This window comes from Paraburkholderia madseniana (genome assembly GCF_009690905.1).
Taxonomy (GTDB): Bacteria; Pseudomonadota; Gammaproteobacteria; order Burkholderiales; family Burkholderiaceae; genus Paraburkholderia; species Paraburkholderia madseniana.
Map to the genome: position 1 here is coordinate 1 of NZ_VOSW01000118.1, position 25,914 is coordinate 25,914.

Genomic DNA, 25,914 nt, shown 5'->3' on the forward strand with positions numbered 1-25,914 from the left:
AGCCGCGAAACATCGTCTAAGACCCCAGTTATTACAGCATCAAACACCCTCACCCAGCCTTAAACGCCTTCATCATAAACATGGACCGTGCCTTACCATGTATCTCGTTCTTTTTTTTTTAGATGTGTATAAGAGACAGCAACTCGTACCGTTTGCACCTCTCGCCGCGGCAATCGCCTTCTTCATCGGCAAGCGGAACTATGGCGTCGACCTCGATCGTTTGAGTGCCCTTCGTGAACAGGCCGGGGGCTGACCCGACGGTCACCCGCGAGCTTTAGACCTGGCAAGTGCGCCTGAGAGCAGAACGGGCCACCCCTTCACAGGCCAAATAAATTTGCAGTTCGAGTAATGAATAGGAGATTTGACATGGCGAAGGCAGTGCGTTTCCATGAAACCGGCGGTCCCGAAGTTTTGCGCTACGAAAACGTTGAAGTGGGCGACCCCGGCCCCGGACAGGTTCGCTTGCGCCATGAGGCAGTGGGCCTGAATTTCGCCGACACCTACTTCCGCACTGGCCTGTACCCCGTGCCGCTGCCTGCGGGCATGGGTGTCGAGGCTGCAGGTGTGGTCGAGGCACTCGGTTCCGACGTGACCAACGTCGCAGTCGGCGATCGGGTGACCTACACGGGCTTTCTCAACACACTCGGCGCCTACAGCACTGAACGCCTGGTCCCGGCGGCGCCGCTCATCAAGCTGCCGGATGCGATCTCCTGCGAAACGGCTGCCGGCATGACGATGCGAGGCCTGACCTCGTCGTACCTGATGCGCCGCATCCATGACTTCAGGGCGGGCGACACCATCCTGCTGCATGCCGCGGCCGGCGGTGTCGGCCTGATTGTGTCGCAATGGGCGAAGCTGCTGGGTCTCACCGTGATCGGCACGGTATCGAACGAGGTCAAGGGCGAGGTGGCCCGTGCACATGGCTGCGATCACATCGTCTACTACAGCCGGGAGGACGTCGCGAAGCGCGTGCGCGAACTGACCAACGGCGTGGGCGTGGACGTCGTGTTCGACAGCGTCGGCAAGGATACCTTCGAGGCGTCGCTCGATTCGCTCAGGCGCCGTGGGCTGATGGTCTGCGTCGGCACGGCGTCCGGGCCGATCCCGCCGTTCAATCCACAGATTCTGGCCATGAAGGGCTCGCTCTACCTGACGCGCCCCGCGCTGGCGGACTATATCGCCGACCCCGCCGAGAAGGACGAACTCGCCGGCGAACTCTTCGGGCATGTCGCCGCGGGCCGCATCAAGATCGAACTCAACCAGCGTTACGCGCTCGAGGACGCGGCGCAGGCCCACCGCGACCTCGAAACGCGCAAGACGACCGGCTCATCGGTCTTCGTCATCTGAGGAGTGGGCCATGCGAGTCGAACAATTGACGTGTGCCATCGGTGCCGAACTGGTCGGCGTGAATCTCGCCGATGCCATCCACGATGACAGCCTGTTTGCCGGAATCCGGGCGGCGCTGCTTGAGCACAGGGTGCTGTTCCTGCGCGATCAGAATATCTCGCGCGCCGAGCACGTCGCATTCGCTCGCCGTTTCGGCGCGCTCGAAGACCATCCCGTCGCCGGCAGCGATCCCGAACATCCGGGCCTCGTGCGCATCTATAAGAACCCGGATCAGCCCAACGACCGGTATGAAAACGCGTGGCACGCGGATGCCACCTGGCGCGAGGCGCCGCAGTTCGGCGCTGTCCTGCGCTGCGTGGAGTGCCCGCCGGTCGGCGGCGACACGATGTGGGCAAACATGGTCCTCGCCTACGCGAACCTGCCAGACCACATCAAGACCCAGATCGCAGACCTGCGCGCCCGCCACAGCATCGAGGCGAGCTTCGGTGCTGCGATGCCGATCGAAAAACGGCTCGCTCTTAAGGCGCAATTCCCGGACGCGGAGCATCCGGTCGTGCGCACGCACCCGGAGACCGGTGAGAAGGTGTTGTTCGTGAGCGCCTTCACCACCCATTTCACCAATTACCACACGCCGGCGCGCGTGCGCTTCGGGCAGGACGCCAATCCGGGTGCGGGTGACCTGCTGCGCTATCTCATCAGTCAGGCCTACATTCCCGAGTACCAGGTCCGCTGGCGCTGGAAACCCAACAGCATCGCGATCTGGGACAACCGCAGCACGCAGCACTATGCAGTGATGGACTACCCGCCGTGTCACCGCAAGATGGAGCGCGCCGGAATTATTGGTGACAAGCCGTACTGATCAGGATGGAGACCGCTTCATGACTCTCGATATGACACCCACCATCCTGATGGTGCCGGGCTTACGCGACCACGTCGCGGAGCATTGGCAAACGCTGCTGGAGCAAAAGTTGCCCAAGGCGGTCTCGGTGCCGCCGCTCGAGCACGACAAACTCAGTTGCGCGGCACGCGTCGCAGCGCTCGATGCTGCCCTCGAGAAAATCGATGGCCCGGTGATCCTGGTCGCGCATAGCGCGGGCGTGATGATCACGGTGCATTGGGCCCAGCAGCACAGCCGCAAGATTCACGGTGCACTGCTCGCCGCTCCGGCCGACCTCGAGACGCCGCTGCCGGCAGGCTATCCGGCCTTCGATGCGCTCGCTCAGAATGGTTGGCAACCGATTCCACGAGAGCCGCTCCCGTTTCCGAGCATTGTCGGTGCGAGCCGCAACGATCCGCTCGCGCAGTTCGAGCGTACCGCGGCGATGGCGAAAGACTGGGGCAGTCGGTTCGTCGACCTCGGCGAAGTCGGTCACCTGAATCCAGCGGCAGGGTTTGGTGAATGGCCGATGGCGGAGGCGCTGATCCATGAACTTGAATGATCAGAAGCCACTCTCGCCGAGGTGATTGTCAGAGCTATGCTGTTGGCAGTCCGAAGATAAAGGAGCAGGCAATGTCACGTCAGATACCGGTTGGGGTGGTCGATGAACTCGCGCCAGGTCAGCGCAAGCTGGCTTTCGTCGATGGCCGCAGCATTGTTCTGTTCAACATTGATGGCACGATCCACGCAATCGACAACGCGTGTCCCCACAACGGGGCCTCGGTCGCAAGCGGTCAGCTTGAAGGGTGCGTGCTGCGCTGCCCGGCGCACGGTCTGCGTTTCGACCTGCGAACCGGCTGCATGCCGGGCGCAGGCGGGTTGAGCCTGACGACTTTCCCGGTTCGGGTCGTCGACGGGAAGCTGGTCGTGAGTCTTGAGGATCCGGTCACCAGTTCCGTGCAGGCACCGGTGTGCAATTCGGCACCGTGATCCGGGCCGCGCGGGAACATACAGCCATTCAGGGGAACAAGGATGCAAGGTTTGATGATGCAACAGCCGCTACTGGTCGCTTCGCTGCTCACGCATGCTGAACGCCATCATGGCGAACAGGAAATCGTGTCGCGACGGGTCGAAGGTGACATTCACCGGTATCGGTACCGGGATCTTGCGCAACGCGCGCGCCGCATGGCAAACGCCCTGGCAGGCCTCGGCATCAAGCCGGGAGAGCGGGTAGGGACGCTGGCGTGGAATGGCTACCGGCACATGGAGCTGTACTTCGCGGTATCGGGGGCCGGGTCCGTGTTGCATACGCTCAATCCGCGGCTCCACGTCGACCAGCTCGCGTACATCATCGAACATGCGGAAGATCGCGTTGTGTTCTTTGATCTCACGTTTCTACCGCTGATCGAGAGCGTCGCGCCACGGGTCAAGAGCCCGAAGGTCTTCGTTGCAATGACCGATCGCGCGCACATGCCGCGAGACCATGGCCTGTCGGCGATGCCGCTGTGCTACGAAGATCTCGTCGACGGTCAAAGCGACGCTTTCGACTGGCCGCTGCTGGACGAAAACAGCGCGTCATCGTTGTGCTACACGTCCGGGACGACCGGCAATCCGAAGGGAGTGCTATACAGCCACCGCTCGACCCTGTTGCACACCTACGCGGCGGCGCTGCCGGATTCGCTGAACTGTTCGGTGCGCGATGTGATCCTCCCGGTCGTGCCGATGTTCCATGTGAACGCGTGGGGACTGCCGTATATCGCCTGCATGGTGGGTGCAAAGCTGGTGTTTCCGGGGCCGGCGCTGGACGGCAAGTCGCTCCATGAACTGATCGAGGGCGAACAGGTCACGCTGTCGGCCGGCGTGCCGACAGTCTGGCAGGGACTGCTTGCGCATGTCGACGCGATCACGGGTTCGTTTTCGTCGATGAAGCGCACGATTATCGGCGGCGCTCCCTGCCCGACAGCGATGACGACGGCGTTCCAGGAGCGCCATCGCGTCGAGGTCGTGCATGCATGGGGCATGACGGAATTGAGCCCGGTTGGCACCGTCTGCAGTTTCAAGGCACATCAGGTTTCTCTGGACGTGGAAGAGCGCTACGCCCTTCAGGCGAAGCAGGGGCGCCCGGTGTTTGGCATCGACATGAAAATCGTCGACCTGGAAGGCAAGGCGCTGCCGTGGGACAGTACTGCAACTGGCGACCTTCTCGTGCGCGGTCATTGGGTCGCGCGGGAGTATTTCGGCAGTGACGACACACCGCCGCTGCGCGACGGCTGGTTCCCGACCGGCGATGTGGCCAGGATCGATCCCGACGGCTTCATGCAGATTACGGATCGCAGCAAGGACGTCATCAAGTCCGGCGGCGAATGGATCAGTTCGACCGATATCGAAAACGTCGCGTACCTGCACCCCGAAGTCACGACGGCGGTATGCATCGCCGCGCGGCATCCGAAGTGGGATGAGCGGCCGCTGCTCCTGATCGTGAAGAAACCCGGTAGCGTGCTCGCCGCGGACGAACTGCTCACGTTCTTTGACGCCCGGGTTGCGAAGTGGTGGAAGCCGGACGCCGTGGTGTTCGTCGACTCGGTGCCGCTCGGTGCAACGGGCAAGGTGCTCAAGAACCAGTTACGGAATCAGTTCGGCGATTACTACCTGTCGGCCTGAGACACCGACGTGGCAGCAACACAGTTTCATTCGAGCAACAAGCGATAAGCTGCCGGGTCCACCCGGCGCACCCAAAACCAGGAGGAGACACAATGAAATTGAAGTCAGGCAGCCTGGCAGTGCTGATAGTTTTTTCAGCATCAGCCCATGCCCAATCGTCGGTTACGCTCTACGGCGTACTCGACAATGGATTCCTGTATCAGAGCACCTCGACCGCAACGTTCCTGCCGACTGCGCATAACCAGGGGCATGTCTATCAACTCAAGGACGGCGGCATCTATGCCAGCTACTGGGGCCTGAAGGGAAGCGAAGATATTGGCGGCGGCTACAAGATCAACTTCAAGCTGCAAGGCACGTTCAACACCACGAACGGCAAGTTCGGGCTGTCCGATACGCCGGGCACGACCGCAATCTTCAACCAGTATGCAACGATCGGGGCATCCGGGCCGTTTGGCACGTTCGACGCCGGCCGGCAGATCATCCCGATGATCTACGCGATGGCGGAAACCGACGTACGCGGCGCGCAGTATTTCGGCAGTATCCTGACTGCGTGGCTCGGCATCAATCAGGCGGCCGGCTGGCCCGGCACCAGCACGAATGCTCCGATCGGCGCCCTCTATGACAGCAATGCGCTGGTCTACAGTTCGCCAAAATTCTATGGCGCGTCGCTTGCGCTAGAGTATGCGCCGGGTGGCGTCGCGGGGCAGTTCCAGGGCGGCACGCGTGAGTCGGCTGTGCTCAAGTATTCGAATTACGGTCTGAACCTGTCCGCTGTGTACTACAACGGACATGACACCAATCCGTTCCCGCTGACCTATCCGGCGGCGCCGGCTGCGCCTGCGACAGGCCAAAGCAATAACCGCTTCTACTATTTCGGCGCGATGTATACGATCAGCGGGTTTTCTATGTCCGCCTCGTACGGCATCGGCAAGAACCCGGCGAAGAGCAGCACCGTTGACTTCGAAATGGTGTCGGGTGGCCTCGGCTACCAATTCAATCCGCGCTTCAAGATCACGTCCGGCTACTACTACCTGAAGGACCGGAATCATTCAGCGAATCACTCGAGCGAAATCGCAGTGGGTGCCGAATACAACCTGTCCCAAAGGACCAAGGCGTACGCGCAAGTCGGCTATGTCGACAACAAGGGGACGATGAACCAGACGATCATCTATGGGGCTCCAGTTGCGCCGGGTGTCTCCACCACTGCGGCCATGGTCGGCATTCGCCATAGTTTCTGATTTCGTCACCTTTATGAACCGGAGTAATCCATGAAAACAATCAAGGCACTCGAGTTGTTGGTCGCTGCATGGTTCGTTGCAGCGTCCACGACGGCGTGGTCCCAGACCGGTGACGCAGCCAGTGCGCCGGCCAGTGCGCAAGGTGCGTCCGTGATGGCGGCATCGGGCGCTGTGGCTCCCGCGGGCAGGAAAGCGAACCGTGCCCTGCGCCGTAGGATTTATGCTGCCATCGGGAAGGACAAGGAAATTAGCGCCGGAGACATCAGTGTCATCGCGAAAGATGGCGCGGTGACACTGAATGGCACGGTCACGGAAGCTGCCCAGATCGGCAAGGCCGAGGCGATCGCCAGGGGCGTTCCTGGAGTGACGTCGGTGACCAACAAGCTGACGGTGAAGAAGCCGTTTGGCGGCATGTAAACTGCTGTAGTCAAGCACGGAGTACGGCGAGGCCGAAGACAACTGGCCACGCCGACATCTAGCCATCCGTGGCGACGCCCGATCAGGCGGCCTCAGGCAGCCACTGCTTCCTTGCGAGACAGTGGCCTCGCTATAAACGTCTCACGACGCGGCCGAAATGTAATCTCCCAAACGAGCCAGCATCGCATCGCACTTGTGCAATTGCTCGACGGTGACGAATTCGTCCGGCTTATGCCCCTGGTCCATGCTGCCGGGTCCGCAAACCACCGTTGGAATGCCCGCCTGATCGAAAAGCCCGCCCTCGGTGCCGAATGCAACCGTGCCGAACTCAATGGAACCGCTAAGCAGCGCCAAAAGACGCGCCGCTTCGCTGTCGGGCGGGGTGGCCAATCCCGGATAGGCGGAGAGCGGCTGAAGGCGGATGTCGGTGTCGGACTGCACTGCGCGCATCTTCGGCAGCAGTTCAGCCTCGGCGTAGGTCAGCAACTCGTCGGCTACCTGGTTTGCGTCGAAGCCTGGCAGCGCGCGCACTTCGAAGTCGAATTCGCATTCGGCCGGCACGATGTTGAGCGCACGGCCGCCTTTGATCACGCCCGTCTGCACGGTAGAGAAGGGCGGATCGAATCGCTCGTCGTGATGCTCGGGCTGCGCCAACTGCTCGCCGATCTCTTCAAGACGGCCGATCATCCGCGCCGCGTATTGAATGGCGTTGACGCCATACGGCGCGTAGGCCGAATGGCAAGGCGCGCCTTTCACCTGACAGCGCATCGCCAGCTTGCCCTTGTGGCCCAGCACCGGCTTAAGTTCGGTCGGCTCGCCGATCAGGCACAGGGCCGGCTTGTGCGCACGCCGCTCCAGTTCTGCCAGCATCGGCCGCACGCCGAGGCAGCCGACTTCCTCGTCGTACGAAAAAGCCAGGTGAACTGGCTGCTTCAGCTCGCGCTGGAGAAACCCGGGCACCGCCGCCAGCACCGAGGCGATGAAGCCCTTCATGTCGGCCGTGCCGCGGCCATACAGCCGCCCGTTGCGTTCGGTGAGACGGAATGGATCGACGGTCCACGCCTGACCATCGACAGGCACCACGTCGGTGTGGCCGGACAGCACGATGCCGCCGTGCTCACGTGGACCGATGGTCGCGAACAGATTCGCCTTGGTGCGCTCGGCGTTGTGGAACAGCTCGCTTTCGACACCGAGTTCCTCCAGGTAGAACCGAATGAATTCGATCATGTCCAGATTGGAGTCCCGGCTGACCGTGGCGAAGTCGATCAGCCGTTCGAGCAGCGCACGGCTGGATCTGTCATTCATTGCCGGGCACTCCGTAGCTGGGCGCGGCCGTCGGATTCAAGGCCCGGGTCAAGTAGTCCTGCATTTGCGGCCGATACGCCTGCCATAGAGTATCGAGCTGGCCGATGGGGTCGTCATCAATCCAATCGACGCGCAAATCGACGATCGGCCAGCTCACGTCACCCACGATCTTGAGCGCCGCCGAATGCACGGGGCCTGCTTCACCGCCGGCAGCTATTGCAGCATGCATGGCCGCAAGCAGGCGATCGGCAAGCGTGCCGGATGCCTGCTCGAACGCCGGAAGCATTGCCTCGATCACTTCGATGCCGGCGAGCATGTTGCCTGCGGCCACACACTGCTTGCCGGCGACAGCGTGATACGTGCCCAACGCTTCCTTGCCGCTGAAGAACGCCGTGCGCCCCTGGCCATCGATCACCGTCACCTGGCGGTACTCGCTCCACTCGCTCGTGCCGAGCACACGGTCCAATGCGGCGGTGGGGTCGAGTTGCCCGTTCTCCAGCAGATCGAGAATCTGTGGGCCGAGCGCGGGCAGGGTGACGTTCTGCGTCGCCACCGCGCCCACGCCTGCGCGCAACCATGGGCATCGAGCGCCCACCGCGATGCTGGACGAACTGATCGCGATGCCAAGCTGCCCGGATGCCGGACAGCGTCCGACGATAGAGAATGTCATGTCCCGCTCCTTAGGCTTTCGGCGGCGTCCATCCATCCGGAATGACCGCGATAACGTCGATTTCCATCAACCACTGCGGCTGACCCAACGCAACCACCACCAGGCCGGTCGAAATAGGAAACACGCCCTTCAACCACTTGCCGACTTCCTGGTAGACCGGCTCGCGGTAGCGGATGTCGGTCAGGAACGTCGTGGTCTTGACGATGTGAGACAGGTCGCTGCCCGCTTCTTCGAGCAACTGCTTGACGTTCTTCATCGCTTGCTCGGCCTGGGCGCGCGGATCGCCGATGCCGATCAGGCGGCCTTCGAAGTCCGTGCCCACCTGGCCGCGTACATAGACCGTGTTGCCGGCGCGCACGGCCTGACAGAGATCGTTGTCGAGCGTCTGGTTCGGATACGTATCCTTCGTGCTGAACATGCGGATACGGGTATGCGTAGGTTGGCTCATCAATGCACCTTAATGTAGGAAGAAATGGATTGCGGATTAAAGAGGCGTACGCATCAATTCACGCCCATCTCGCTGACTTTGTGGATGCGCGAATTGGCTGAGGTGTTTTCAACGCCTTCAACGCTTTCCTCGCGGCGGCTCGGTGCCTGGCCTTGCGAGTCATCGTAGTAGGCCAGGTATTTACGCTGCGTGACGATGTGATCGGCAATGTGCTTGGCGTCGTGCCACACGCCCCAGATGAATGCGGACCCTCGGCGCGATAGCCAGGGCAGACCGAGGAAATAGATGCCAGGCTCCTTCGATACGCCGCGTTGATGTTTCGGCTTGCCCTTTTCATCGAAGGCGTTCACGTTCAACCAACTGAAGTCGACTGCATATCCGGTCGCCCAGACAATCGACGTCACGCCGGCTTTCGCCAGATCGAGATCGTGCAACGGGTGCGTCACGCATTCCGGATCAGCGGGAATGACGCGGGCCTCAGGCTCTTCGGGAAGATCGAGGCCGTTACGCTCGGCGTACGCGTCGGCCGCGTCCAGCAGCGACAGATAGTTTTCGTCGCCACGCGCGATGTTCTCCGCGAGATCTGCTTCGAAGGTCACCACGCCGTCATTGAACGATTTCGTGAGGCCCACGAGCGTGATGCCCTGATTCGCGAGACGCCGGAAGTCCACCGTATGGCCGCCACGCGAACCGCTTACTGCAATGGTGACGTGCTCCCTGCCGGGCTTCATGACCTCCGCATCCCATTCGCCGAGCACGCCGAGCCACCAGCAGAAGTCGCGGCCGCGATAGGCGCGTGGTGGACGATCGTGCGCCCCGACCGAGAGATAGACGCGCTTGCCCGCACGTTGCAACTCGTCCGCGATTTGCACGCCTGACGATCCGGCCCCCACCACCAATACACCCCCTTCGGGCAATTGGGCGGGATTGCGATAGTCAGCGGAATGAATCTGCGTAAGGCTCGAATCTTGCGGCGCGATTGGCGGAATGACGGGGCGCTGAAAGGGCCCCGTGGCGACTACCACGCGATTCGCCTCGATCGTGCCCTCAGAGGTTTCGATGGTGAAACCCTGACGCCCCGCATTGCGCACAACCTTCTTCACTTCCACACCGGTGCGGATCGGCGCTTCAAACTTCTCCGCATAGGCGACGAAATAGTCCGCGACCTGTTCCTTCGACGCGAAGGCGTTGGGGTCAAAGTCGGCGAACTCGAGATTGGGGAAACGATCGTGCCATGCGGGGCCATTGGCAACCAGCGAATCCCAGCGTCCCGTGCGCCAGCGCTCGGCGATACGAGCGCGTTCCAGCACGAGATGCGGCACGCCAAGCTTGCTCAAATGTTCGCTCATGGCGACGCCGGCCTGACCGGCGCCGACTACGAGCGTGTCGATTGACGTTGTTTCCACTGTCATAGCTGTGTCCTTCCGAAAAGGCGGAATGTTTCGATTCGATCGCGGCGTCACGGCATCGCGGCCTTCGAGCGCTCGCGATCGTGGCGGACCCGGTAGTGTTTCCCGACAGCGCGTTACCGCCCAGTCCGTTCGTCTTTCCTGAAAATCTACGCGTCCGTTCAGAATCTGAAAAATATATTTAAAAAATGCATAGCATCGGATTTGCCTATGCAAGCCTTTTTGACAGCTTCACAATGCCGCCAATTGAGGACTTTGAAAACGGAGCGTTGTCGATGGAGAGTCAGCCGTTGCGCTACTCGTTGCGCCAGTTGCGCTATTTCGTGGTCACCGCGGAAGCACTGTCTTTCACTGCCGCCGCGAAGCGTCTGCACATCTCGCAGCCGTCGATCTCGACGGCGCTCGCGGACCTCGAAGTGTCGTTCGGTGTACAACTCTTCATACGGCATCACGCGAGCGGCCTCTCGCTCACGCAAGCCGGTCGCGATCTGCTCGGACAAGCGCGCAATCTGCTGAAGATTGCGGAAGAATTGCAGACGACCGCGAAGGAAATGGACGGCGGCATGACGGGTGTCATCACGCTCGGTTGCCTCGTCTCGCTTGCGCCGCCGCTCATGCCGCGGCTGATCAGCCGATTCGTCGACGAGCACGCGGGTATCTCGTTTCGCACTGTCGAGGCGCATCAGGATGGCCTCTTGCGCGGCCTGCACGACGGCTCGCTCGACATTGCGCTCACCTACAGCCTCGATTTGACAGAGGAGATCGCTTTTACGCCGCTGCTCTCGCTGCCGCCCTATGCAATCCTGCCGAGGACGCATCGTCTGGCACGCGCGCGCAAGGTATCGCTCGCGGACCTCTTGCCCGAGCCCTACGTGATGCTCGACTTGCCGCACAGCCGCGAGTATTTCGCCGCGCTCTTCGATGCGGTGGGCAGCCGCCCCGTGCCTGCGTTCCGCTCGTCGCAGCCGGAAGTCGTGCGCGGCATGGTGGCCAACGGTCTCGGCTATAGCCTCCTGAACTTTCCGCTCAAATCGAATCGCACCGTGGATGGCGAAGAGTTCGTCATTAAGCGTTTCAAAGACAACGTCAACGCAACGATGCTCGGCATCGCGCAATCGCGCACAATGAAGCCGCGCCAGGTCGTCCATCGCTTCACGTCATTCTGCGAGACCTATATACGGCGCCTGCATATCGACGCATGATCAGGAAAGCGCGATTGTCTGCTTTAAGCCTGCGCGCGCTGCATAGGCAAAAGCTTTGCTTTGTATCTAAAAACAATATTTTGCCTTGCAATTTGGCTTGATAGATTGGTGTCCATGTTGAGCGCTACGCCGCAAAGCCTCGCGTTACCGCGCTCTCACCGTGACGAATCAAGGGGGACACCATGGCCAACCCGGCAAGGACGATCGCAGTGCAAGCGCTGGTCGACGAACTTCAGACGGGTTGCGAACGGCCATTCAGCGATGCGCATGCGATGCCGCCCGGTGTCTATACGTCGCCCGAATTCCTCACGCTGGAAGAGCGCGCTATCTTCGAGCGCGAATGGCAATGCGTCGGCCGCGCCAGTGCGCTCAAAGTGCCCGGCGATTACATGACGACTCGACTTGGAGCCCAACCGATCGTCGTATTGCGCGACGAGCAGATGCAGCTCAAGGCGATGTCGAACGTGTGCCTGCATCGCATGTCGGTGCTGCTCGAAGGACGCGGCAACTTGCGCCGCATCGTCTGCCCCTATCACGCCTGGAACTATTCACTGGACGGCGCGCTGCAAGGCGCGCCGCTCATGGATCGGCAAGAGGGCTTCTGCAAGGAAAGCTACAAACTGCCCGCCGTGCGCTGCGAAGAATGGCAAGGCTGGATCTACGTGACACTCGACGAAAACGCGCCGCCCGTTCACGCGCAGCTCGCCAAACTGAACGAGCTCATCGGTGCGTACGGCATGTCGGACTACATCGAAACTTTCTATGAAGAGCACGTGTGGGACACGAACTGGAAGATCCTCGCGGAAAACTTCATGGAAAGCTATCACCTGCCCATGCTGCATCGCGCAACGGTAGGACCGCATTCGCGGCTCGATGAAATGGAATGCCCGCCGGGCTATCCAGCCTTCAACTATCATTGGATCACGAAGGAAGCGTCCTTGCCCATCGGTAACGCGCATCCGGACAATACGCGCCTCACGGGACATTGGCGCAAGACCACAGCGCTGCTCGCGATCTACCCGACGCATCTCGTCACGCTCACGCCGGGTTACTTCTGGTATCTCGTGCTGCAGCCTCAAGGGGTGGACCGCGTGCATATCCGCTTCGGCGGCGGGCTTGCGCCGGAGTTCGTCGCGGATACCGAGGCCAACGCGCACATGACGACGTTGAAGAAGCTGCTTGACGACGTGAACGCGGAAGATAAACGCGGCGTGGAAGCCGTCTTTCGCGGCGTACACGCGCCGCTCGCGAAACCCGGCCACTTGAGCTATCTCGAACGTCCCAACTACGACTTCGCACGCTACGTCGCTGGCAAAATCGTCGCGACGCAAATCGGCACGCATTGATCAAGACGCACCATCGACAGGACGCGATTACGATGTCAAACCCTTCCTTCATTTCGTTCTCGGGCGTGAGCAAGTCGTATGACGGCGCGCAATACGTCGTCGATGACTTGAACCTCGACGTGAGCAAGGGAGAATTCCTGTCGCTGCTGGGGCCGTCCGGTTCGGGCAAGACGACGACGCTCATGATGCTTGCGGGATTCGAATCGCCCACGCGCGGCGAGATACGCCTCGACGGACGGCGGCTCGACGACAAGCCTCCGCATCAGCGCGACATCGGCATGGTGTTTCAGAACTACGCGCTCTTTCCCCATCTGACGATTGCGGAGAATGTCGCGTTTCCGCTTTCCGTGCGGCGCGTAAGCCGCGCCGAGCAGAAGACGCGCGTGAAGCGCGCGCTCGAGATGGTCGAACTGCCGCATCTGGCGAACCGGCGTCCCGCGCAGCTCTCCGGCGGACAGCAGCAGCGCGTGGCGCTCGCGCGCGCGCTCGTGTTCGAGCCGAGCGTCGTGCTGATGGATGAGCCGCTCGGTGCGCTCGACAAGCGCCTGCGCGAAACCATGCAGTACGAAATCATGCGCCTGCATCGCGAGCTGTCGCTCACGATCGTCTACGTGACGCACGATCAGGCCGAAGCGCTGACCATGTCGGATCGCGTCGCCGTGTTCTCCGATGGCCGTATTCAGCAAGCCGCCACGCCTAGCGAACTCTACGAGAACGCGCAGAACGCCTTCGTCGCCAATTTCGTCGGCGAAAACAACGGGCTGACCGGGCGCGTCGTCAATGCGAACGAGGAGTGGGCGACGCTCGCGCTCTCGGACGGCAGCGTCATTCGTGGCCGTTGCGAACCCGGTCTGAGCACGGGCGACGAAGCGATGCTCGCGCTGCGCCCCGAGCGCGCACATATCCCGAGCGCCGAAGGCGTGCACGTCGATGAACACAGCAACGTGGTGCGCGCACGCGTCGAGGAACTGGTGTATTGCGGCGATCATCATCGCGTGCACCTCGCGCTCGGTTCGCGCGATTCGTTTGTCGTGAAAGTGCCCAATACGCAGCGCCATGCGCTGCCTTCGCCCGGCAGCATGATCGAGATCGCATGGCGCCACGACGACTGCAAGATTCTCGCGATGAGCGTGCCACGCAGCGCGCCCGTGATCCCCGCATCCACACCGCTCTCACCTTCCATCATCACGACCGCACCAGCAGGAGCCAACTGACATGCGCACTCTCATCAAAGCACAAAGCGCCGCACTCGCCGTACTCGCATTCGCTACCGTGACCGTCCAGGCGGCGGAGACGCTTTCCGTCGTGACCTTCGGCGGCGCGTACGAAGCGGCCGCCAAGAAGGCCTATTTCGAACCGTTCACGCAAGCCACCGGCATTGGCTTCTCGACCGAATCGTACGACGGCGGCCTCGCGAAGCTCTCCGCGATGGAGCAGGCGAAGAACACCACGTGGGACCTGATCGACCTCGAAACGAACGATGCGATCACCGCCTGCGACGAAGGACTGCTGCAGAAGTTCGACAAGAAGACGCTCGGCAAGACGAGCGACTTCATCCCCGGCACGATCAGCGATTGCGCGGTTGCGAGCATGGTCTGGTCCACGGTCTACGCGTACGACACGAGCAAGCTGAAGACCGCTCCGACCACCGTCAACGACTTTTTCGATCTGCAGAAATTCCCCGGTAAGCGCGGCCTGCGCAAGTCGCCGAAGGTAACGATGGAATGGGCGCTGATTGCGGACGGCGTCGATCCGAAGGATGTCTACAAGGTGCTCGCTACGCCCGCCGGCGTGGATCGCGCCTTCAAAAAGCTCGACACGATCAAGCAGAACATCGTGTGGTGGGAATCGGGTGCCCAGGCGCCGCAGTTGCTCGCAGACGGCGCGGTCGTGATGACGCAGGCCTACAACGGCCGCATTTCCGACGCCGCGAAGAAGGACAACAAGCCATTCAAGACCGTCTGGGACGCACAAGTTTACGACTTCGACTGGTGGGCCGTTCCGACGGGCGCGAAGCACGCCGACGCCGCCGCGAAATTCATCGTCTCCGCTTCGCAGCCGAAGGCGTATGCGGATCTGTCGAAGTACATCGCGTATGCGCCGCCGCGCAAGGATGCAATCGCGCTTGTCGACAAGCAACGCCTTGCCGATCTGCCGACCGCACCCGAGAACTTCAAGCGCGCCTTGCAGATCAACGCGAACTTCTGGGCCGACAACGCGGACCAGATCAATAAGCGCTTCCAGGTGTGGCTGACGCAGTAACACGATCGTCCAACGAGAGCCCAACGTGACTACCCACATGCCCGCTTCGGCCCGAGCCACGGCCCCGGGCTCTCCGACGAGAGCCGACGGCCGCGCGTCGTTTCAAAAGGCGCGCCGCCGTGCGTCGGTGCAGGCGCTTTTGCTCGCGCTCCCGCTGATCGTGTTTCTGCTTTCGACGTTCATCGCGCCGATCGCGCTCCTGCTCGCGCGCAGCGTGGAGAACCACGAAGTGCCCGACAGCATGCCCGCGCTCACGCGCGCGCTCGATGCATGGGACGGGCAGGGCGTGCCGGACGAGCGCACGTTCGCGCTGCTCGCTGCGGGGCTCAGGGAGGCGCAGCAAAGCGGACAGCTCGGCACTGTCGCGCGGCGGCTGAACTTCGATCAGGCCGAGTTCCGTAGCCTGTTGATGCGCACCGCGCGCCAGTTGCCCCCTGATGCGCCGCCGGCGTGGAAACCGGCGCTCGTCGAACTTGACCCACGCTGGAATTCGCCGGAGATCTGGCGCTTGCTGAAGCGCGCCGCCACGTCGCCGACCCCGGACTATCTGCTCGCGGCCGTCGATGCGCAAGTGACGCCGCAAGGTTCAGTCGCGTTCGTGCCGGACAACGCTTCGATTTATCGGCAGGCGTTCGTGCGCACGATCTCGATCAGCGCCACGGTCACGCTGCTGTGCCTCGTGCTCGGCTATCCGGTCGCATGGCTGCTCGCGAATTTGCCCGCGAAAAGCAGCAACCGCCTGATGCTCTTTGTGATCGTACCGTTCTGGACCTCGGTGCTCGTGCGCACAACTGCGTGGTACGTTTTGCTGCAACCGGGTGGTGTCATCAACAGCCTGCTGATGGGGCTCGGTCTCACCACCCATCCACTGCCGCTCATCTTCAACCGCGCGGGTGTGCTCATCGGTATGACGCATGTGCTTTTGCCCTACATGATTCTCGCGATCTACTCGGTGATGAAGAGCGTATCGCCCGTGTATGTGCGGGCCGCTCAATCGCTAGGGGCGCACCCGTTCGTCGCGTTTGTGCGAATCTACATGCCGCAGACGCTGCCGGGCGTGGGGGCGGGCTGCTTCCTCGTGTTCGTGCTCGCGCTTGGCTACTACATCACGCCCGCGCTGCTCGGCGGCGCAGGCGACGAGATGATCAGTCAGCTCATCGCGATCCAGACCAACACGCAACTCAACTGGGGCCTTGCCGGTGCGCTCTCGGCCTATCTCGTGATCTTTACGGCGGTCTTCTATTTCCTGTTCAACCGCATTGTCGGCATCGACCGTTTGCGCTTTGGTTGAGACTCGGTTGACACACGCGGATACGACGAGGGAACGATATGCCAGATAAACGCAACACGGTGCTGACGGAACGCGTCGCCGGGCGCTGGGTGCGGCTGCATACAGCGCTTGTGCTGTTCTTCCTGATTGCGCCGATTCTCGCGATCATCCCGCTTTCGTTCAACTCGGGCTCGTACTTCTCCTACCCGTTGCAGGGCTTTTCGCTGCGCTGGTATGAGCAGGCGCTCACGAGCGCGGCCTGGCAACGATCGCTCCTGAACAGCATCGGCATCGGCGCGGCGTCGACGCTGATCGCCACGTGTCTCGGCACGCTCGCCGCGCTGGGCATTTCGCGCGCGCAGTTTCCGCTGCGCTCGCTGATCATGCCGATCATCATCTCGCCGATGATCGTGCCGATTGTCGTCGTCGCGGCTGGCTTCTATCTGATCTTCGCGCCGCTCGGCCTGGTGAACTCGTATCCCGGCGTGGTGCTGGCGCATGCGGCGCTCGGCACGCCATTCGTCGTGATCACCGTGACGGCGTCACTGCTTTCGTTCGATCAGAGTCTGTTGCGCGCCGCTTCCGGGCTCGGCGCGACGCCTTGGATCACATTCAGACGAGTAACCTTGCCGCTCATCACACCGGCGGTCGCGACCGGCAGCGTCTTCGCTTTCGCGACCTCGTTCGACGAAGTCATCGTCATTCTGTTCATCGGCGGCCCGGATCAAACAACCGTGCCTCGGCAGATGTGGAGCGGGATTCGCGACTCGATCGACCCGTCGATTCTCGCCGTGGCGACGATGCTGATCGTGTTTGCCGTGCTGCTCTTCGCGAGTATTAACTGGCTGCGTGGCCGTGCGGCCGCCGCCAGTAACGCTCTTATTTGACGCATCGAGGCCACCTGGGGCATGCAACCCGTCGGTGTGCCGCAAGCCGCTGCCTGGAAGAGGGCAGGGAGAAAAACAAAAGACCGCTGTCCGTGAGGGCAGCGGTCTTTCTTACGATGGGTGGCGAACGAGGGACTCGAACTATTGGCCGGCCGGCGACACTACGCTCGGAGTCGCCAGCGTGTTGTGACTCCCAGGAAGGTTGGTGAGGGACGTCGAGCTATTGCTCGTGCTATTCGGCATGCCCGAGTTCGGCGACGCGGCGCTCATGCCGCTGTCCGAATTGGTGGCGCCAGGCGTGCCGTAGCCGCTCGTTGTATTGGCTGGCGACGCGGCGGCCGGCGACACTACACTCGGGGTTGCCAGCGTGTTGTTGGCCTGTGCATAAGCGCCTCCCGACAGCGTGAGTGCGGCGACGGCCGCGATTAATGTGCTGGTTGTCTTCTTCATGACCGGTTCCTCCTTGTTTGGGCTGGAATTTCGACGCAAACGATGCATTCGTATTTTTCCATCGCGGTCGTTGTACGCCTGGCTCGTGGCGATCAAACAAACTCGCGCGACCGTTCGCAGTGGCGCACGTGACGCGAACCACAGATCGCCGCTCAGGGCCATAGCAGATGATACGAAGTTTAGGAAAGCGGTCGCTGATAATTAAGCGTGTTATTCGCAAGGATGAATTTCGATTTTTGAAGTTGCCCCTAATGGGTCCTGCCCCCAATCTGCTAGCTAATGCCTTACGTCAGAGGGCGTGATCGTTGAGCCGTGACAGCCCGCAATCGCGCGCTTGGCAGCCGAAACCGATGACGGCTGGCTCCCCGGCGCAACGGATCGACTTCGTTGCTGGGCGGCATGAAACTCCGCGCCTGTCCAAGTCAATACCAAATACGTTTCACTGCCGCACCCAATGCTAACTCCCGTCGTGCTGCAAATATTTGTGGGCGAACGCGATCGCCATGCTGCCTTCGCCGACCGCTGAAGCGACGCGCTTGACCGGGCTCAATCTCACATCCCCACAGGCAAACACGCCAGGAACACTCGATTCGAGGAGGTAGGGATCCCGGCTATGGGACCAGCGTCCCGCCTTGACGACGTCGTCGCCGGTGAGAACATATCCGCGCACATCGCGTGCGATTTCCTCCGGCAACCACTCCGTCTCAGCATCGGCGCCAATGAAAACGAACAATGCGCCACAGTCGTGTCGACGCACCTCTGCGCTTAACCCATCGCGTACGTCAATCGCTGTCAGATGGGTATCGCCGTGTGCACCGACTACTTCCGATCGCAGTTGCACCCCTACGTTTGATTTCCCTCGAAGCTGCTCGACGAGGTAGCGAGACATGCTCTTCTCCAGCGAATCGCCTCGCAGGACAAGCGTAACCATGCGCGCATGATTGGCAAAGTACAACGCTGCCTGGCCGGCCGAGTTTCCACCACCGATCAGATAGACGTCGAGGCCGTGAGTAGCGTTCGCTTCGCTGCGTGACGCGCCGTAGTAAATGCCTTTACCGATAAACCGGTCGAAGCCGTCGATCACGAGGCGGCGCCACGTGACGCCAGTCGCGAGAATGATCGTTCGCGCCCGGATGACGTCGCCTCCGTCGAGGTGAACGCTACGGCCGGCGACATCGATTCGAGCGACCGACCGTGTCACCAGAATCTCTGCACCGAGCCGCCTTGCCTGCTGCAGTGCACGGCTCGCCAGTTCGTCGCCCGACACGCCGTTGGGGAAGCCGAGGTAATTCTCAATACGCGAGGAGGTCCCGGCCTGCCCACCTGGCGCTTCGCGCTCCAGCACCACAGTACGCAAGCCTTCCGACGCACCGTACACTGCCGCAGCGAGACCGGCCGGCCCGCCACCAATGATCATCGTGTCGTATTCGGCGAGGCGAGGCTGTGTCTGCAGACCCAGCAACTCCGCAAGCTCTCGTGTCGTAGGTCGGCTCAGCACCGTCCCGTCGACCAGTCGCAATGCCGGGCAATCCTGCTCTGGCGGACAGGTTCCAGGCCAGCGCGTGGTCACTTCGGGCGCATCCGGTGTCATCCAGTCGTAGCTGATCTGGTTGCGGGCGAGGAACTGGCGCAATGCGGTACAAGCGGTGTCCCAGCGACTTCCAATCATGGTCACGCGGATCTTGGGCGGCTCGGCGGAGAGGCCCTGCAGTCCACCAATGCGCTCGCGCGCAAGGGCGCCCATCTTGACCGCAATTTCCGGCGACGCGGCAGCGAGTGTGTAGTAACGCTGGGCGTCCACGCGCATGACACGCGACGGCTCCGCGGCCCGATAGGCACCAGGAAACGGCGAACTCAGCGCGAGCGGCACTTCGCCAAAGATGGTTCCGGGCAGACGCCAGCCCAGCGTGCGTTCGATACCGTCGAACGTCTTGATGACTTCCATCTTGCCGGACACAACGGCGTACAGTGCGCGCTCTCCACCTTCATGGACCGCGAACTCACCCGCGCACAGATGCAGGTCTGCGCACGTGTGCGCGAGATGCTCCAGTTCGTTGTCGGGGAGTGTTGAGAACAGTGGAATCGCCCGGATGTCGTCGATTGTCAGCATGGCTTCGTCCAAACAGGCAATTGAGGTGAAGCTCGGTCCACTTGGTTTCACGTCGCCTGCCTGGCCAAAAGAACATGCGCAAGCAGACGGCTCAGCCCTGGCGTTCGATCCGAGGCGGGCACAACGCCGTTAGTCTCCCGCACCGAGCGCACCAAAACCGTTCGAATAGTTATGCGAACGCATACCACAGCTACGCGATAGACAGCAGGCAGACCAAGCCAGTATATGACTTTCGGATGCGAACGTTTATTCGCTGGAGCCAGTTCCCCGGTCGCACATCTTCAACCTCGCGAGGCCTCGACCGGCAGCAGGCGACCCGTTTGAGACACCCGGACGCGATTGGCGACGGACTGCAATCGGGTCGATATGGATCATCTACCCACATCGCTTCAACTGCTGTTCGTCGACCATTGCGGCCAGCAGCCGGTGCGCTGGCCGTCGACGGTCGATGGCTGCACCAGTGAGTCAACCCGGTATTTGAATGCCCATTAACGTTACACCGGAGGCGGGAAACGACGGTGCTGGTGGCTGTGGCGGGGTCATAACAGCGGTTGTTGGCACTGGAAGAGGCTTGAGCGAGGGATCCGGCAATTAGCTGGGACACTACACGCGCCAGCGCACATACCACATCTTCATGTCAATACGATGATTGTCGTTACCGGCCGTCGAGCGCTTCGCCGCGTAGCCGGGCACTAGCGATGCTTGCGATGCGGCGGCGTGATAGCGGCTGCGGCCGAATGAAGTTATGTCGATTGCCGCACGTAGGGGAGCAAAGACAAATGAACGTCATCGATACGTGGGCCATCGCGTCCCTAAATAAACTGGCCATTCATTCTCAAGGCTTCACCCATGTAGTCGAAGCAGTCGTGAACGCGTACTTGCCGAAGGGCGTGGTGTTGGTTGCACTGCTGTGGTGGGTCTGGTTCAGGCGCGAACGTGCGGAAGGACCTGACGACGAGGCCGTCCGGCGACGCCAGCGCGAACTCGTCGTGATCGCCATCGTGAGCGGCCTCATCGCGCTGGCGGCCGGCCGCCTGCTTGCGCACTACCTGCCGTTTCGCCTGCGGCCGATGTATGAACCGGCATTGCGTGCGTTCTTTCCTGAGGCCAACGTGGACGAGCCGGTGCTTCGCACGTGGAGTTCGTTTCCGAGCGATCACGCCATGCTCTGGTGCGCGGTCGCTATGGGTATTTTCTTGGCCTCGCGGCCCGTGGGGATCTACGCGCTGTTGCACGCGGTGGTGCTGATCGGCCTGCCGCGTATCTATCTCGGCGTGCACTACCCGACGGACGTGCTGGCCGGTGCAGCGCTCGGCATCGGCATCACATACGTGATGAGCGCCAGGGCGATACGCACGCGCATCGCAGCACCGATGCTGGCGTTCGCGCAGCGCTATCCCGGCTTGTTTTGTGGCGCCGCGTTCGTGCTTAGTTTCGAGTTGGCGACCCAGTTCCAGGAGCTGCGCGTGTTGGCGCACGGCCTGATACATGGGATGTAGTTGGTCGGAAGGTGTGGAGAGGGAGCGCTCATCGCCCCCTACTGGATACGCTCGCACGCATGGCGTGGCATCTGATCGGTGGAGGAAGGCGTTCAAAGCTGGATCGCCTGCTCGCGGCTTGTAGGGCCGCAACGGCCGCCGAGCGGGTGTCCTTTTGCCGATGGAGAACGTCCGAATTGCGGTACAACCGCGGACATTCGTTGCCAGCAAGCGAATGTCGGTAGCTGGCCGAGGCCGTGTGAAAACGCCCATTTGGTTCTGCGTCTGGTCTGCGCTCCTGGTGTAGACGAACCATTCGCCCGTACGAGGGTCGAGAGCGAGCAAGTTTCATCCTTGAGGTTCACAAAGGATTCTGGTTCAGGCCAATACGCATTGGTGTTTCGAGTGCGCGCGCGAACCGAGGAAATTCACGTGGCCCGTGCCGACAGATGCACCGGCATGGCACTCGGGATCATAGTGAAGGCAGTGACCTCTCGAATCGTACTTGGGTTGACAGCCATTCGGATCGAGAAATTGGCCATCAGCATCGACAATACCAGGCGCATTTCCACAGCGGCCAGGTAACGTCCCGGACACACACGTGGCCCGGCGCCGAATTGCAGGTACGCACGTGAGTCGTGTGCGGTGCGCGCGCGGCTACCGTCATGCAGCCAGCGATCAGGGTCGAACCGCAAAGGATTAGGGAAATTGCGCGCGTCGAGTGTGGCGGGCCGATTCAGGAAAGACATTTTCGTGCCAGCCGGTAGCATGATGTCGGCGAGACACACGTCTTCCAACGGCTCAAACGAATTGATCGCAACGACAGGACGCAGCCTTCCGGTTTCCGTACAAACCGCCTCGAGCAGATCCAGTTGCTTCAACGACGTAAAGTCCGGGCAAACGGGAGCTGAGCCGAGCACACCGCGTGACGAGTCAAAGAGTCGCTGTTGCAAGGCGGAATCGGCAGCAACGTATAGCAGCGTCCACGCTATCGAATTCGCCGTCGTGTCTTCGCCTGCAAGCAGTAGCGTGAGAACATTTGCAGCGACCTGGTCGTCGGTTACATCGGACTCCGGCGCGTCGCGCATGACCAGCATCGCTTCAAGGAGATGACGTGGCAACTCCGACGGGTCATCGCGCATTCGTTCACGTGCCCGGCTCATCATATTTCGCACGTATCGGTGCACTTCGATCAGAGAGCGGTCGAGTTCGCGGTTCCTTGATCGAGACGCCCGGAGCCAGGCGCTGACGATCAGTCATTCAGCATAGATCATCCTGCGCCCGCAGGACCGGAAGAATGCCGGCTTTCAAAAACGCTGAGGAGGCAATCATGGCGCGAATCGAAGCGAAGTTGGCGGAATTAGGCTTGACGTTGCCTCAGCCGCTACAGATGCCGCAAAACGTACGCATGTCCTTGCCTTTTGCATGGATTCGAGTACGAGGGGCACGAGCGTTTGTTTCGGGACACGTTCCGCTCAACCTCGACGGAACAATTGCGCAACCGGTCGGCAGAGTGGGCGTTGAAGTTTCAGTGGACGAAGGCTACGCAGCGGCACGCCTTGTGGCGCTCGCTCAGTTGGCAAGCCTGAAGAAAGAGCTTGGAGACCTGGATCGCATTACGGCATGGCTGCGCGTCTTTGCGATGATTAATGTCGCGCCTGGCTTCGATCAGATGCCAAAGATCGCGAACGGCTATTCTGACCTTATTCTTGAAGTGTTTGGACCCGACATTGGCGCGCATTCTCGCTCGGCAGTCGGCGTGGCGCTTCCTCTAAACGTGCCGGTCGAGTGCGAGGCCGAGCTCGAGATCGACGGCGGGGTGCGCAGCCTCGTGTAATGAGCCCCTGTGTTACGGGACGCACATCTATTGACAGATTTAGCTGTTCGGTCATTTGAATGACCGTGTGAGAAGAGAGAATCCAATCACACCAACAGGGTGACGCCGGCCCAGGTGATCAGCACGACGCCCAGCGCGCGGCCGACACGCTCACCGCCGGGCAGGATTTTTTCCACGAAAACGATAAGCGACAGCGCGGCGATCCAGACGAGATTCATGATGCCGCCGACAAACAACAACGCCATCAGCAGCCAACAGCAGCCCACGCAGTAAATGCCATGACGCATCCCGAGCAGGAAGCTGCCTGCGACGCCAGGACGCCAGTGCGCGGTGAGGAAATTCACTGGTGAACGGCACTGCGTCAGGCAGGCGCGCTTGAGCAGCGAGAACTGATAGACGCCCGCCGCAGCCAGAACGATCGCGGAAAGGGGCGCGCTCTTCGACCACAACATCATTTCCGAAATGAGGCCGGTCGGTTGCAGCACCTTCTGCAGCGATGCCGCGCAGATCGAGAATGCCAGCCATGCGATCAGGTAACCGGCCAGGAGAAACAACGACGGGATGGCCGACCTGGCCTCGATCGCGGAGTGGTGCCGCAATACGCGTCGATACAACAGGACGAGCGGCGCCGCGCTGGGCGTCATCATCACCCACCACATGAGGATCACGGTGGGCAGCGACGGATCCATTCCCCCGCCGCCATCTGCCAGTCGATGCGGGAACAGTGCGACGGCCGTCATCTCGAGCGCGGACATGCCGATTCCGGCGCCCGTCCACAAGTAGGCCCACGACAACGCGACGACGGCGACGATGCCGAGCGCGGTGATGACGCGCTCGCGTCCGAGGATATTTTCGACGCTGCTCATGCGGCAGCGCGATGCCGGATCGGTCCTTTGTTATTCAAGTGCAGTCGCGCGAACTGGGCGTAAGTCCCCTTGAGATCCAGTGCGATGTTTCCGTGCGAGCGGCTGGTGCCGGAGCCGATCTCGGCAAGCTCGTATTCGAAGCCGTGAGGCAAGTCGATTCGGACACGATGCTCGTCGCCCGTTACGGGATTGCGGACCGGTTCGCCGACAACGTCGAATACGCCCTCGACATGAATCCGGCCGCGTCTGGTATCGACATCAACATCGAAATCGATCTTCGTAAAGATCGGATCGAATGCTTGCTCGAGCGTCGATGCGAATACGGAGAACATCGTGGCGAACGGCTCGGTGTCCTGCCCCGTCATGATTTTCAGAATGGCTTCGCGTTGTTCCGGGCTGGCCCGTTCGTCGACGATCGGCTGGCATTTTCCCTTGCCTTCGTGGATCGGTCCCGGCCACTGAAACACGACCGCGATGTTGAGGCCGTCGAGTCGCACGTCGCCGTAGTAACCGTTGCTGATCGAGATGGCGCCCATCGCTTCGCAGAAGCCGTTGTTCGGCAGTGCGTTGAATTGGCACGGGCAACCGTATGAGCAATTGCAGTTGATCAGTTCGGTGCCTTGGATTTCCCAGGGAGTCATGGTTGTTCTCCTTATGCTCCGTGACGAGTAGCGTGCTTCGAATCTAGTGTATGGCAGGGGGAGGGAAGTCAAAGTTTGGGTTGACTGGGCGCGCGGGCGATTGTGATGGGCGTTACATATGATGTTTTGACGGAGGAGCCTGCGGTCAGAACGGCCGCCACCTGATCCACATCGCAGGAGAAAAGCGGCTCGTCGCCTATCACGACCGTATCTGGGAACGGTGGTGGATGCGCTCGAAAGATTGACGGAGGTGGGCGACGTTCGTTATCTCGCGCGCCGCAATTCAGGCATGGGCCAGAATGATGTTGGACACCATCTCCCCGGTCACCTTTCCATCCACGACGAGGGGCGGCAATTCGCTTTTCAAACGGTAGGAGCAAGCACCAAAGTGGAGACCTTGCCGTCGTTTTCGATTTCGACAAAGCCGATTCTGCTGTACCAGTCGTAGGCAGCTCGGTTGCATACGAAGACATTCAAGTACACCGGCTTTTGTAAGTAACTGGACAACGACATCACCTTGGCAATCGCTGCACTGCCGATCGACTTGTTTTGCATCTCCGGCACGATACAAAGCATTCTCAGCCATACGAGATCCGGTTCGATGTCCCAGTGCACAAATCCGCATCGGTTGCCTTCCCATGTAACTATTTGACAAGCGCCTTGGCGAAGGCTTTTGGCAAACCCCGCCTGTTGCAAGTCGTCGTCCCAGCCATACGCTGAGGCAACGAAACCTTTCATCGTTCGCCGGTACGTGTCAAATAGCCATTCCGAGTCTTCAGGTGCGGCCTGTCGAAAATCCAGATTCATTACAACCGCCGATCGCGATAAGCACGTCTTCGCCAGAATATCGGATACAGGGGATCGGCATCAATCGGTTGGGCCGGCTAATGTCGACGGATGCGGAATGCCATTCACCGGATAGCTGAGTTAGCCGATCTGCTGCTGGCCGAACCTGGACTCCCGACGAACCGCCGAAATCGACCCGGAGCCGCCGTTCGAGCCGCCAGGGCTTCAATGGCAGTTATCGGAGTGATCCGGCCGTCCGCGCCGGTCCCTCACGAGCAATGGTTCCACCTCTTTGTGGACGTTTGTCGATTGACGGCAAGGCGATCGTTCAACGGCCCAGGCTTACTGCTTAAACCCTGCGTGACGCAGCGCTTCCTCAGCGGCCTCGTGGTCTTGAACCGATGTTC

General features: G+C 61.2%; 26 protein-coding genes. 16 read left to right on the top strand and 10 right to left on the bottom strand.

Annotated features, from left to right (window positions below; genetic code table 11):
• The 8 genes from FSO04_RS47265 to FSO04_RS38730 all read left to right on the top strand — a co-directional run.
• A partial coding sequence (locus FSO04_RS47265; protein WP_206753085.1) for a hypothetical protein occupies window positions 1-253 on the top strand: 253 nt, incomplete at its 5' end.
• 113 nt (window positions 254-366) lie between these two features.
• The gene (locus tag FSO04_RS38700) at window positions 367-1,347 is read left to right on the top strand and encodes a quinone oxidoreductase family protein (RefSeq protein WP_154566721.1); all 981 of its coding nucleotides are present in this window, start codon (window positions 367-369) and stop codon (window positions 1,345-1,347) included.
• A 10-nt stretch (window positions 1,348-1,357) separates the two neighbouring features.
• A complete protein-coding gene (locus tag FSO04_RS38705) occupies window positions 1,358-2,206 on the top strand; it encodes a TauD/TfdA dioxygenase family protein (RefSeq protein ID WP_154566722.1) in 849 nt (282 codons plus the stop codon).
• Window positions 2,207-2,225: 19 nt separating this feature from the next.
• Window positions 2,226-2,786: an RBBP9/YdeN family alpha/beta hydrolase gene (locus tag FSO04_RS38710; RefSeq protein WP_154566723.1), complete on the top strand. Its 561-nt coding sequence runs from the start codon at window positions 2,226-2,228 to the stop codon at window positions 2,784-2,786.
• 71 nt (window positions 2,787-2,857) lie between these two features.
• Window positions 2,858-3,214, top strand: a complete 357-nt coding sequence (locus FSO04_RS38715) for a Rieske (2Fe-2S) protein (protein WP_154566724.1) — start codon at window positions 2,858-2,860, stop codon at window positions 3,212-3,214.
• A gap of 42 nt (window positions 3,215-3,256) precedes the next feature.
• On the top strand, window positions 3,257-4,885 hold the full coding sequence (locus tag FSO04_RS38720) for a 3-(methylthio)propionyl-CoA ligase (RefSeq protein WP_154566725.1): 1,629 nt from the start codon (window positions 3,257-3,259) through the stop codon (window positions 4,883-4,885).
• Between the two features lie 92 nt (window positions 4,886-4,977).
• Window positions 4,978-6,123, top strand: coding sequence for a porin (locus tag FSO04_RS38725; RefSeq protein WP_154566726.1), 1,146 nt, complete (start codon window positions 4,978-4,980; stop codon window positions 6,121-6,123).
• Window positions 6,124-6,153: 30 nt separating this feature from the next.
• Window positions 6,154-6,540: a BON domain-containing protein gene (locus tag FSO04_RS38730; RefSeq protein WP_154566727.1), complete on the top strand. Its 387-nt coding sequence runs from the start codon at window positions 6,154-6,156 to the stop codon at window positions 6,538-6,540.
• Window positions 6,541-6,681: 141 nt separating this feature from the next.
• On the opposite strand, the gene argE is transcribed toward FSO04_RS38730, so the two are convergent.
• The 4 genes from argE to FSO04_RS38750 are packed head-to-tail and all read right to left on the bottom strand — an operon-like array spanning window position 6,682 to window position 10,375.
• Window positions 6,682-7,845 (bottom strand): acetylornithine deacetylase, encoded by a 1,164-nt coding sequence (argE, locus tag FSO04_RS38735; RefSeq protein WP_154566728.1) that lies wholly within the window; start codon window positions 7,843-7,845, stop codon window positions 6,682-6,684.
• The gene (locus tag FSO04_RS38740) at window positions 7,838-8,515 is read right to left on the bottom strand and encodes a DUF1028 domain-containing protein (RefSeq protein ID WP_154566729.1); all 678 of its coding nucleotides are present in this window, start codon (window positions 8,513-8,515) and stop codon (window positions 7,838-7,840) included. Before FSO04_RS38740 ends, argE begins: the two co-directional genes overlap by 8 nt.
• A 10-nt stretch (window positions 8,516-8,525) precedes the next feature.
• Entirely contained in the window at window positions 8,526-8,963 is a 438-nt protein-coding gene (locus FSO04_RS38745; RefSeq protein WP_154566730.1) for a RidA family protein, read from the bottom strand.
• Between the two features lie 53 nt (window positions 8,964-9,016).
• The gene (locus FSO04_RS38750) at window positions 9,017-10,375 is read right to left on the bottom strand and encodes a flavin-containing monooxygenase (RefSeq protein ID WP_154566731.1); all 1,359 of its coding nucleotides are present in this window, start codon (window positions 10,373-10,375) and stop codon (window positions 9,017-9,019) included.
• Between the two features lie 272 nt (window positions 10,376-10,647).
• Between FSO04_RS38750 and FSO04_RS38755 the strand changes: the two genes are divergently transcribed.
• From FSO04_RS38755 to FSO04_RS38780, 6 genes are all read left to right on the top strand, one after another.
• A complete protein-coding gene (locus FSO04_RS38755) occupies window positions 10,648-11,574 on the top strand; it encodes a LysR family transcriptional regulator (protein WP_093646132.1) in 927 nt (308 codons plus the stop codon).
• A gap of 182 nt (window positions 11,575-11,756) precedes the next feature.
• Complete coding sequence (locus FSO04_RS38760) at window positions 11,757-12,920, top strand: SRPBCC family protein (protein WP_154566732.1); 1,164 nt, start codon at window positions 11,757-11,759, stop codon at window positions 12,918-12,920.
• Between the two features lie 32 nt (window positions 12,921-12,952).
• A complete protein-coding gene (locus tag FSO04_RS38765; protein ID WP_154566733.1) occupies window positions 12,953-14,134 on the top strand; it encodes an ABC transporter ATP-binding protein in 1,182 nt (393 codons plus the stop codon).
• Between the two features lies 1 nt (window position 14,135).
• Window positions 14,136-15,182: an ABC transporter substrate-binding protein gene (locus FSO04_RS38770; protein ID WP_093646128.1), complete on the top strand. Its 1,047-nt coding sequence runs from the start codon at window positions 14,136-14,138 to the stop codon at window positions 15,180-15,182.
• A gap of 37 nt (window positions 15,183-15,219) precedes the next feature.
• The gene (locus FSO04_RS38775; protein ID WP_154566743.1) at window positions 15,220-16,473 is read left to right on the top strand and encodes an ABC transporter permease; all 1,254 of its coding nucleotides are present in this window, start codon (window positions 15,220-15,222) and stop codon (window positions 16,471-16,473) included.
• Window positions 16,474-16,511: 38 nt separating this feature from the next.
• Window positions 16,512-17,339, top strand: coding sequence for an ABC transporter permease (locus FSO04_RS38780; RefSeq protein ID WP_154566734.1), 828 nt, complete (start codon window positions 16,512-16,514; stop codon window positions 17,337-17,339).
• A gap of 141 nt (window positions 17,340-17,480) precedes the next feature.
• Here the strand turns inward: FSO04_RS38780 and FSO04_RS38785 are convergent, their stop codons facing one another.
• On the bottom strand, window positions 17,481-17,789 hold the full coding sequence (locus FSO04_RS38785) for a hypothetical protein (RefSeq protein ID WP_154566735.1): 309 nt from the start codon (window positions 17,787-17,789) through the stop codon (window positions 17,481-17,483).
• A 457-nt stretch (window positions 17,790-18,246) separates the two neighbouring features.
• Window positions 18,247-19,899: an FAD-dependent oxidoreductase gene (locus FSO04_RS38790; protein WP_154566736.1), complete on the bottom strand. Its 1,653-nt coding sequence runs from the start codon at window positions 19,897-19,899 to the stop codon at window positions 18,247-18,249.
• Window positions 19,900-20,678: 779 nt separating this feature from the next.
• Here FSO04_RS38790 and FSO04_RS38795 point away from each other — a divergent pair.
• Window positions 20,679-21,398 (top strand): phosphatase PAP2 family protein, encoded by a 720-nt coding sequence (locus FSO04_RS38795; protein WP_154566737.1) that lies wholly within the window; start codon window positions 20,679-20,681, stop codon window positions 21,396-21,398.
• Between the two features lie 407 nt (window positions 21,399-21,805).
• Here the strand turns inward: FSO04_RS38795 and FSO04_RS38800 are convergent, their stop codons facing one another.
• Window positions 21,806-22,633, bottom strand: coding sequence for a cytochrome P450 (locus FSO04_RS38800; RefSeq protein ID WP_154566738.1), 828 nt, complete (start codon window positions 22,631-22,633; stop codon window positions 21,806-21,808).
• Between the two features lie 74 nt (window positions 22,634-22,707).
• On the opposite strand from FSO04_RS38800, the gene FSO04_RS38805 reads away from it, so the two are divergent.
• A complete protein-coding gene (locus FSO04_RS38805) occupies window positions 22,708-23,214 on the top strand; it encodes a RidA family protein (RefSeq protein WP_154566739.1) in 507 nt (168 codons plus the stop codon).
• An 86-nt stretch (window positions 23,215-23,300) separates the two neighbouring features.
• Here FSO04_RS38805 and FSO04_RS38810 read toward each other — a convergent pair whose 3' ends face one another.
• From FSO04_RS38810 to FSO04_RS38820, 3 genes are all read right to left on the bottom strand, one after another.
• Window positions 23,301-24,080 (bottom strand): DUF2182 domain-containing protein, encoded by a 780-nt coding sequence (locus FSO04_RS38810; RefSeq protein ID WP_154566740.1) that lies wholly within the window; start codon window positions 24,078-24,080, stop codon window positions 23,301-23,303.
• Entirely contained in the window at window positions 24,077-24,721 is a 645-nt protein-coding gene (locus tag FSO04_RS38815) for a DUF1326 domain-containing protein (RefSeq protein WP_154566741.1), read from the bottom strand. The genes FSO04_RS38810 and FSO04_RS38815 overlap by 4 nt, the downstream gene beginning before the upstream one ends.
• 363 nt (window positions 24,722-25,084) lie before the next feature.
• A complete protein-coding gene (locus FSO04_RS38820) occupies window positions 25,085-25,528 on the bottom strand; it encodes a GNAT family N-acetyltransferase (protein WP_154566742.1) in 444 nt (147 codons plus the stop codon).
• Window positions 25,529-25,914 lie beyond the last annotated feature (386 nt).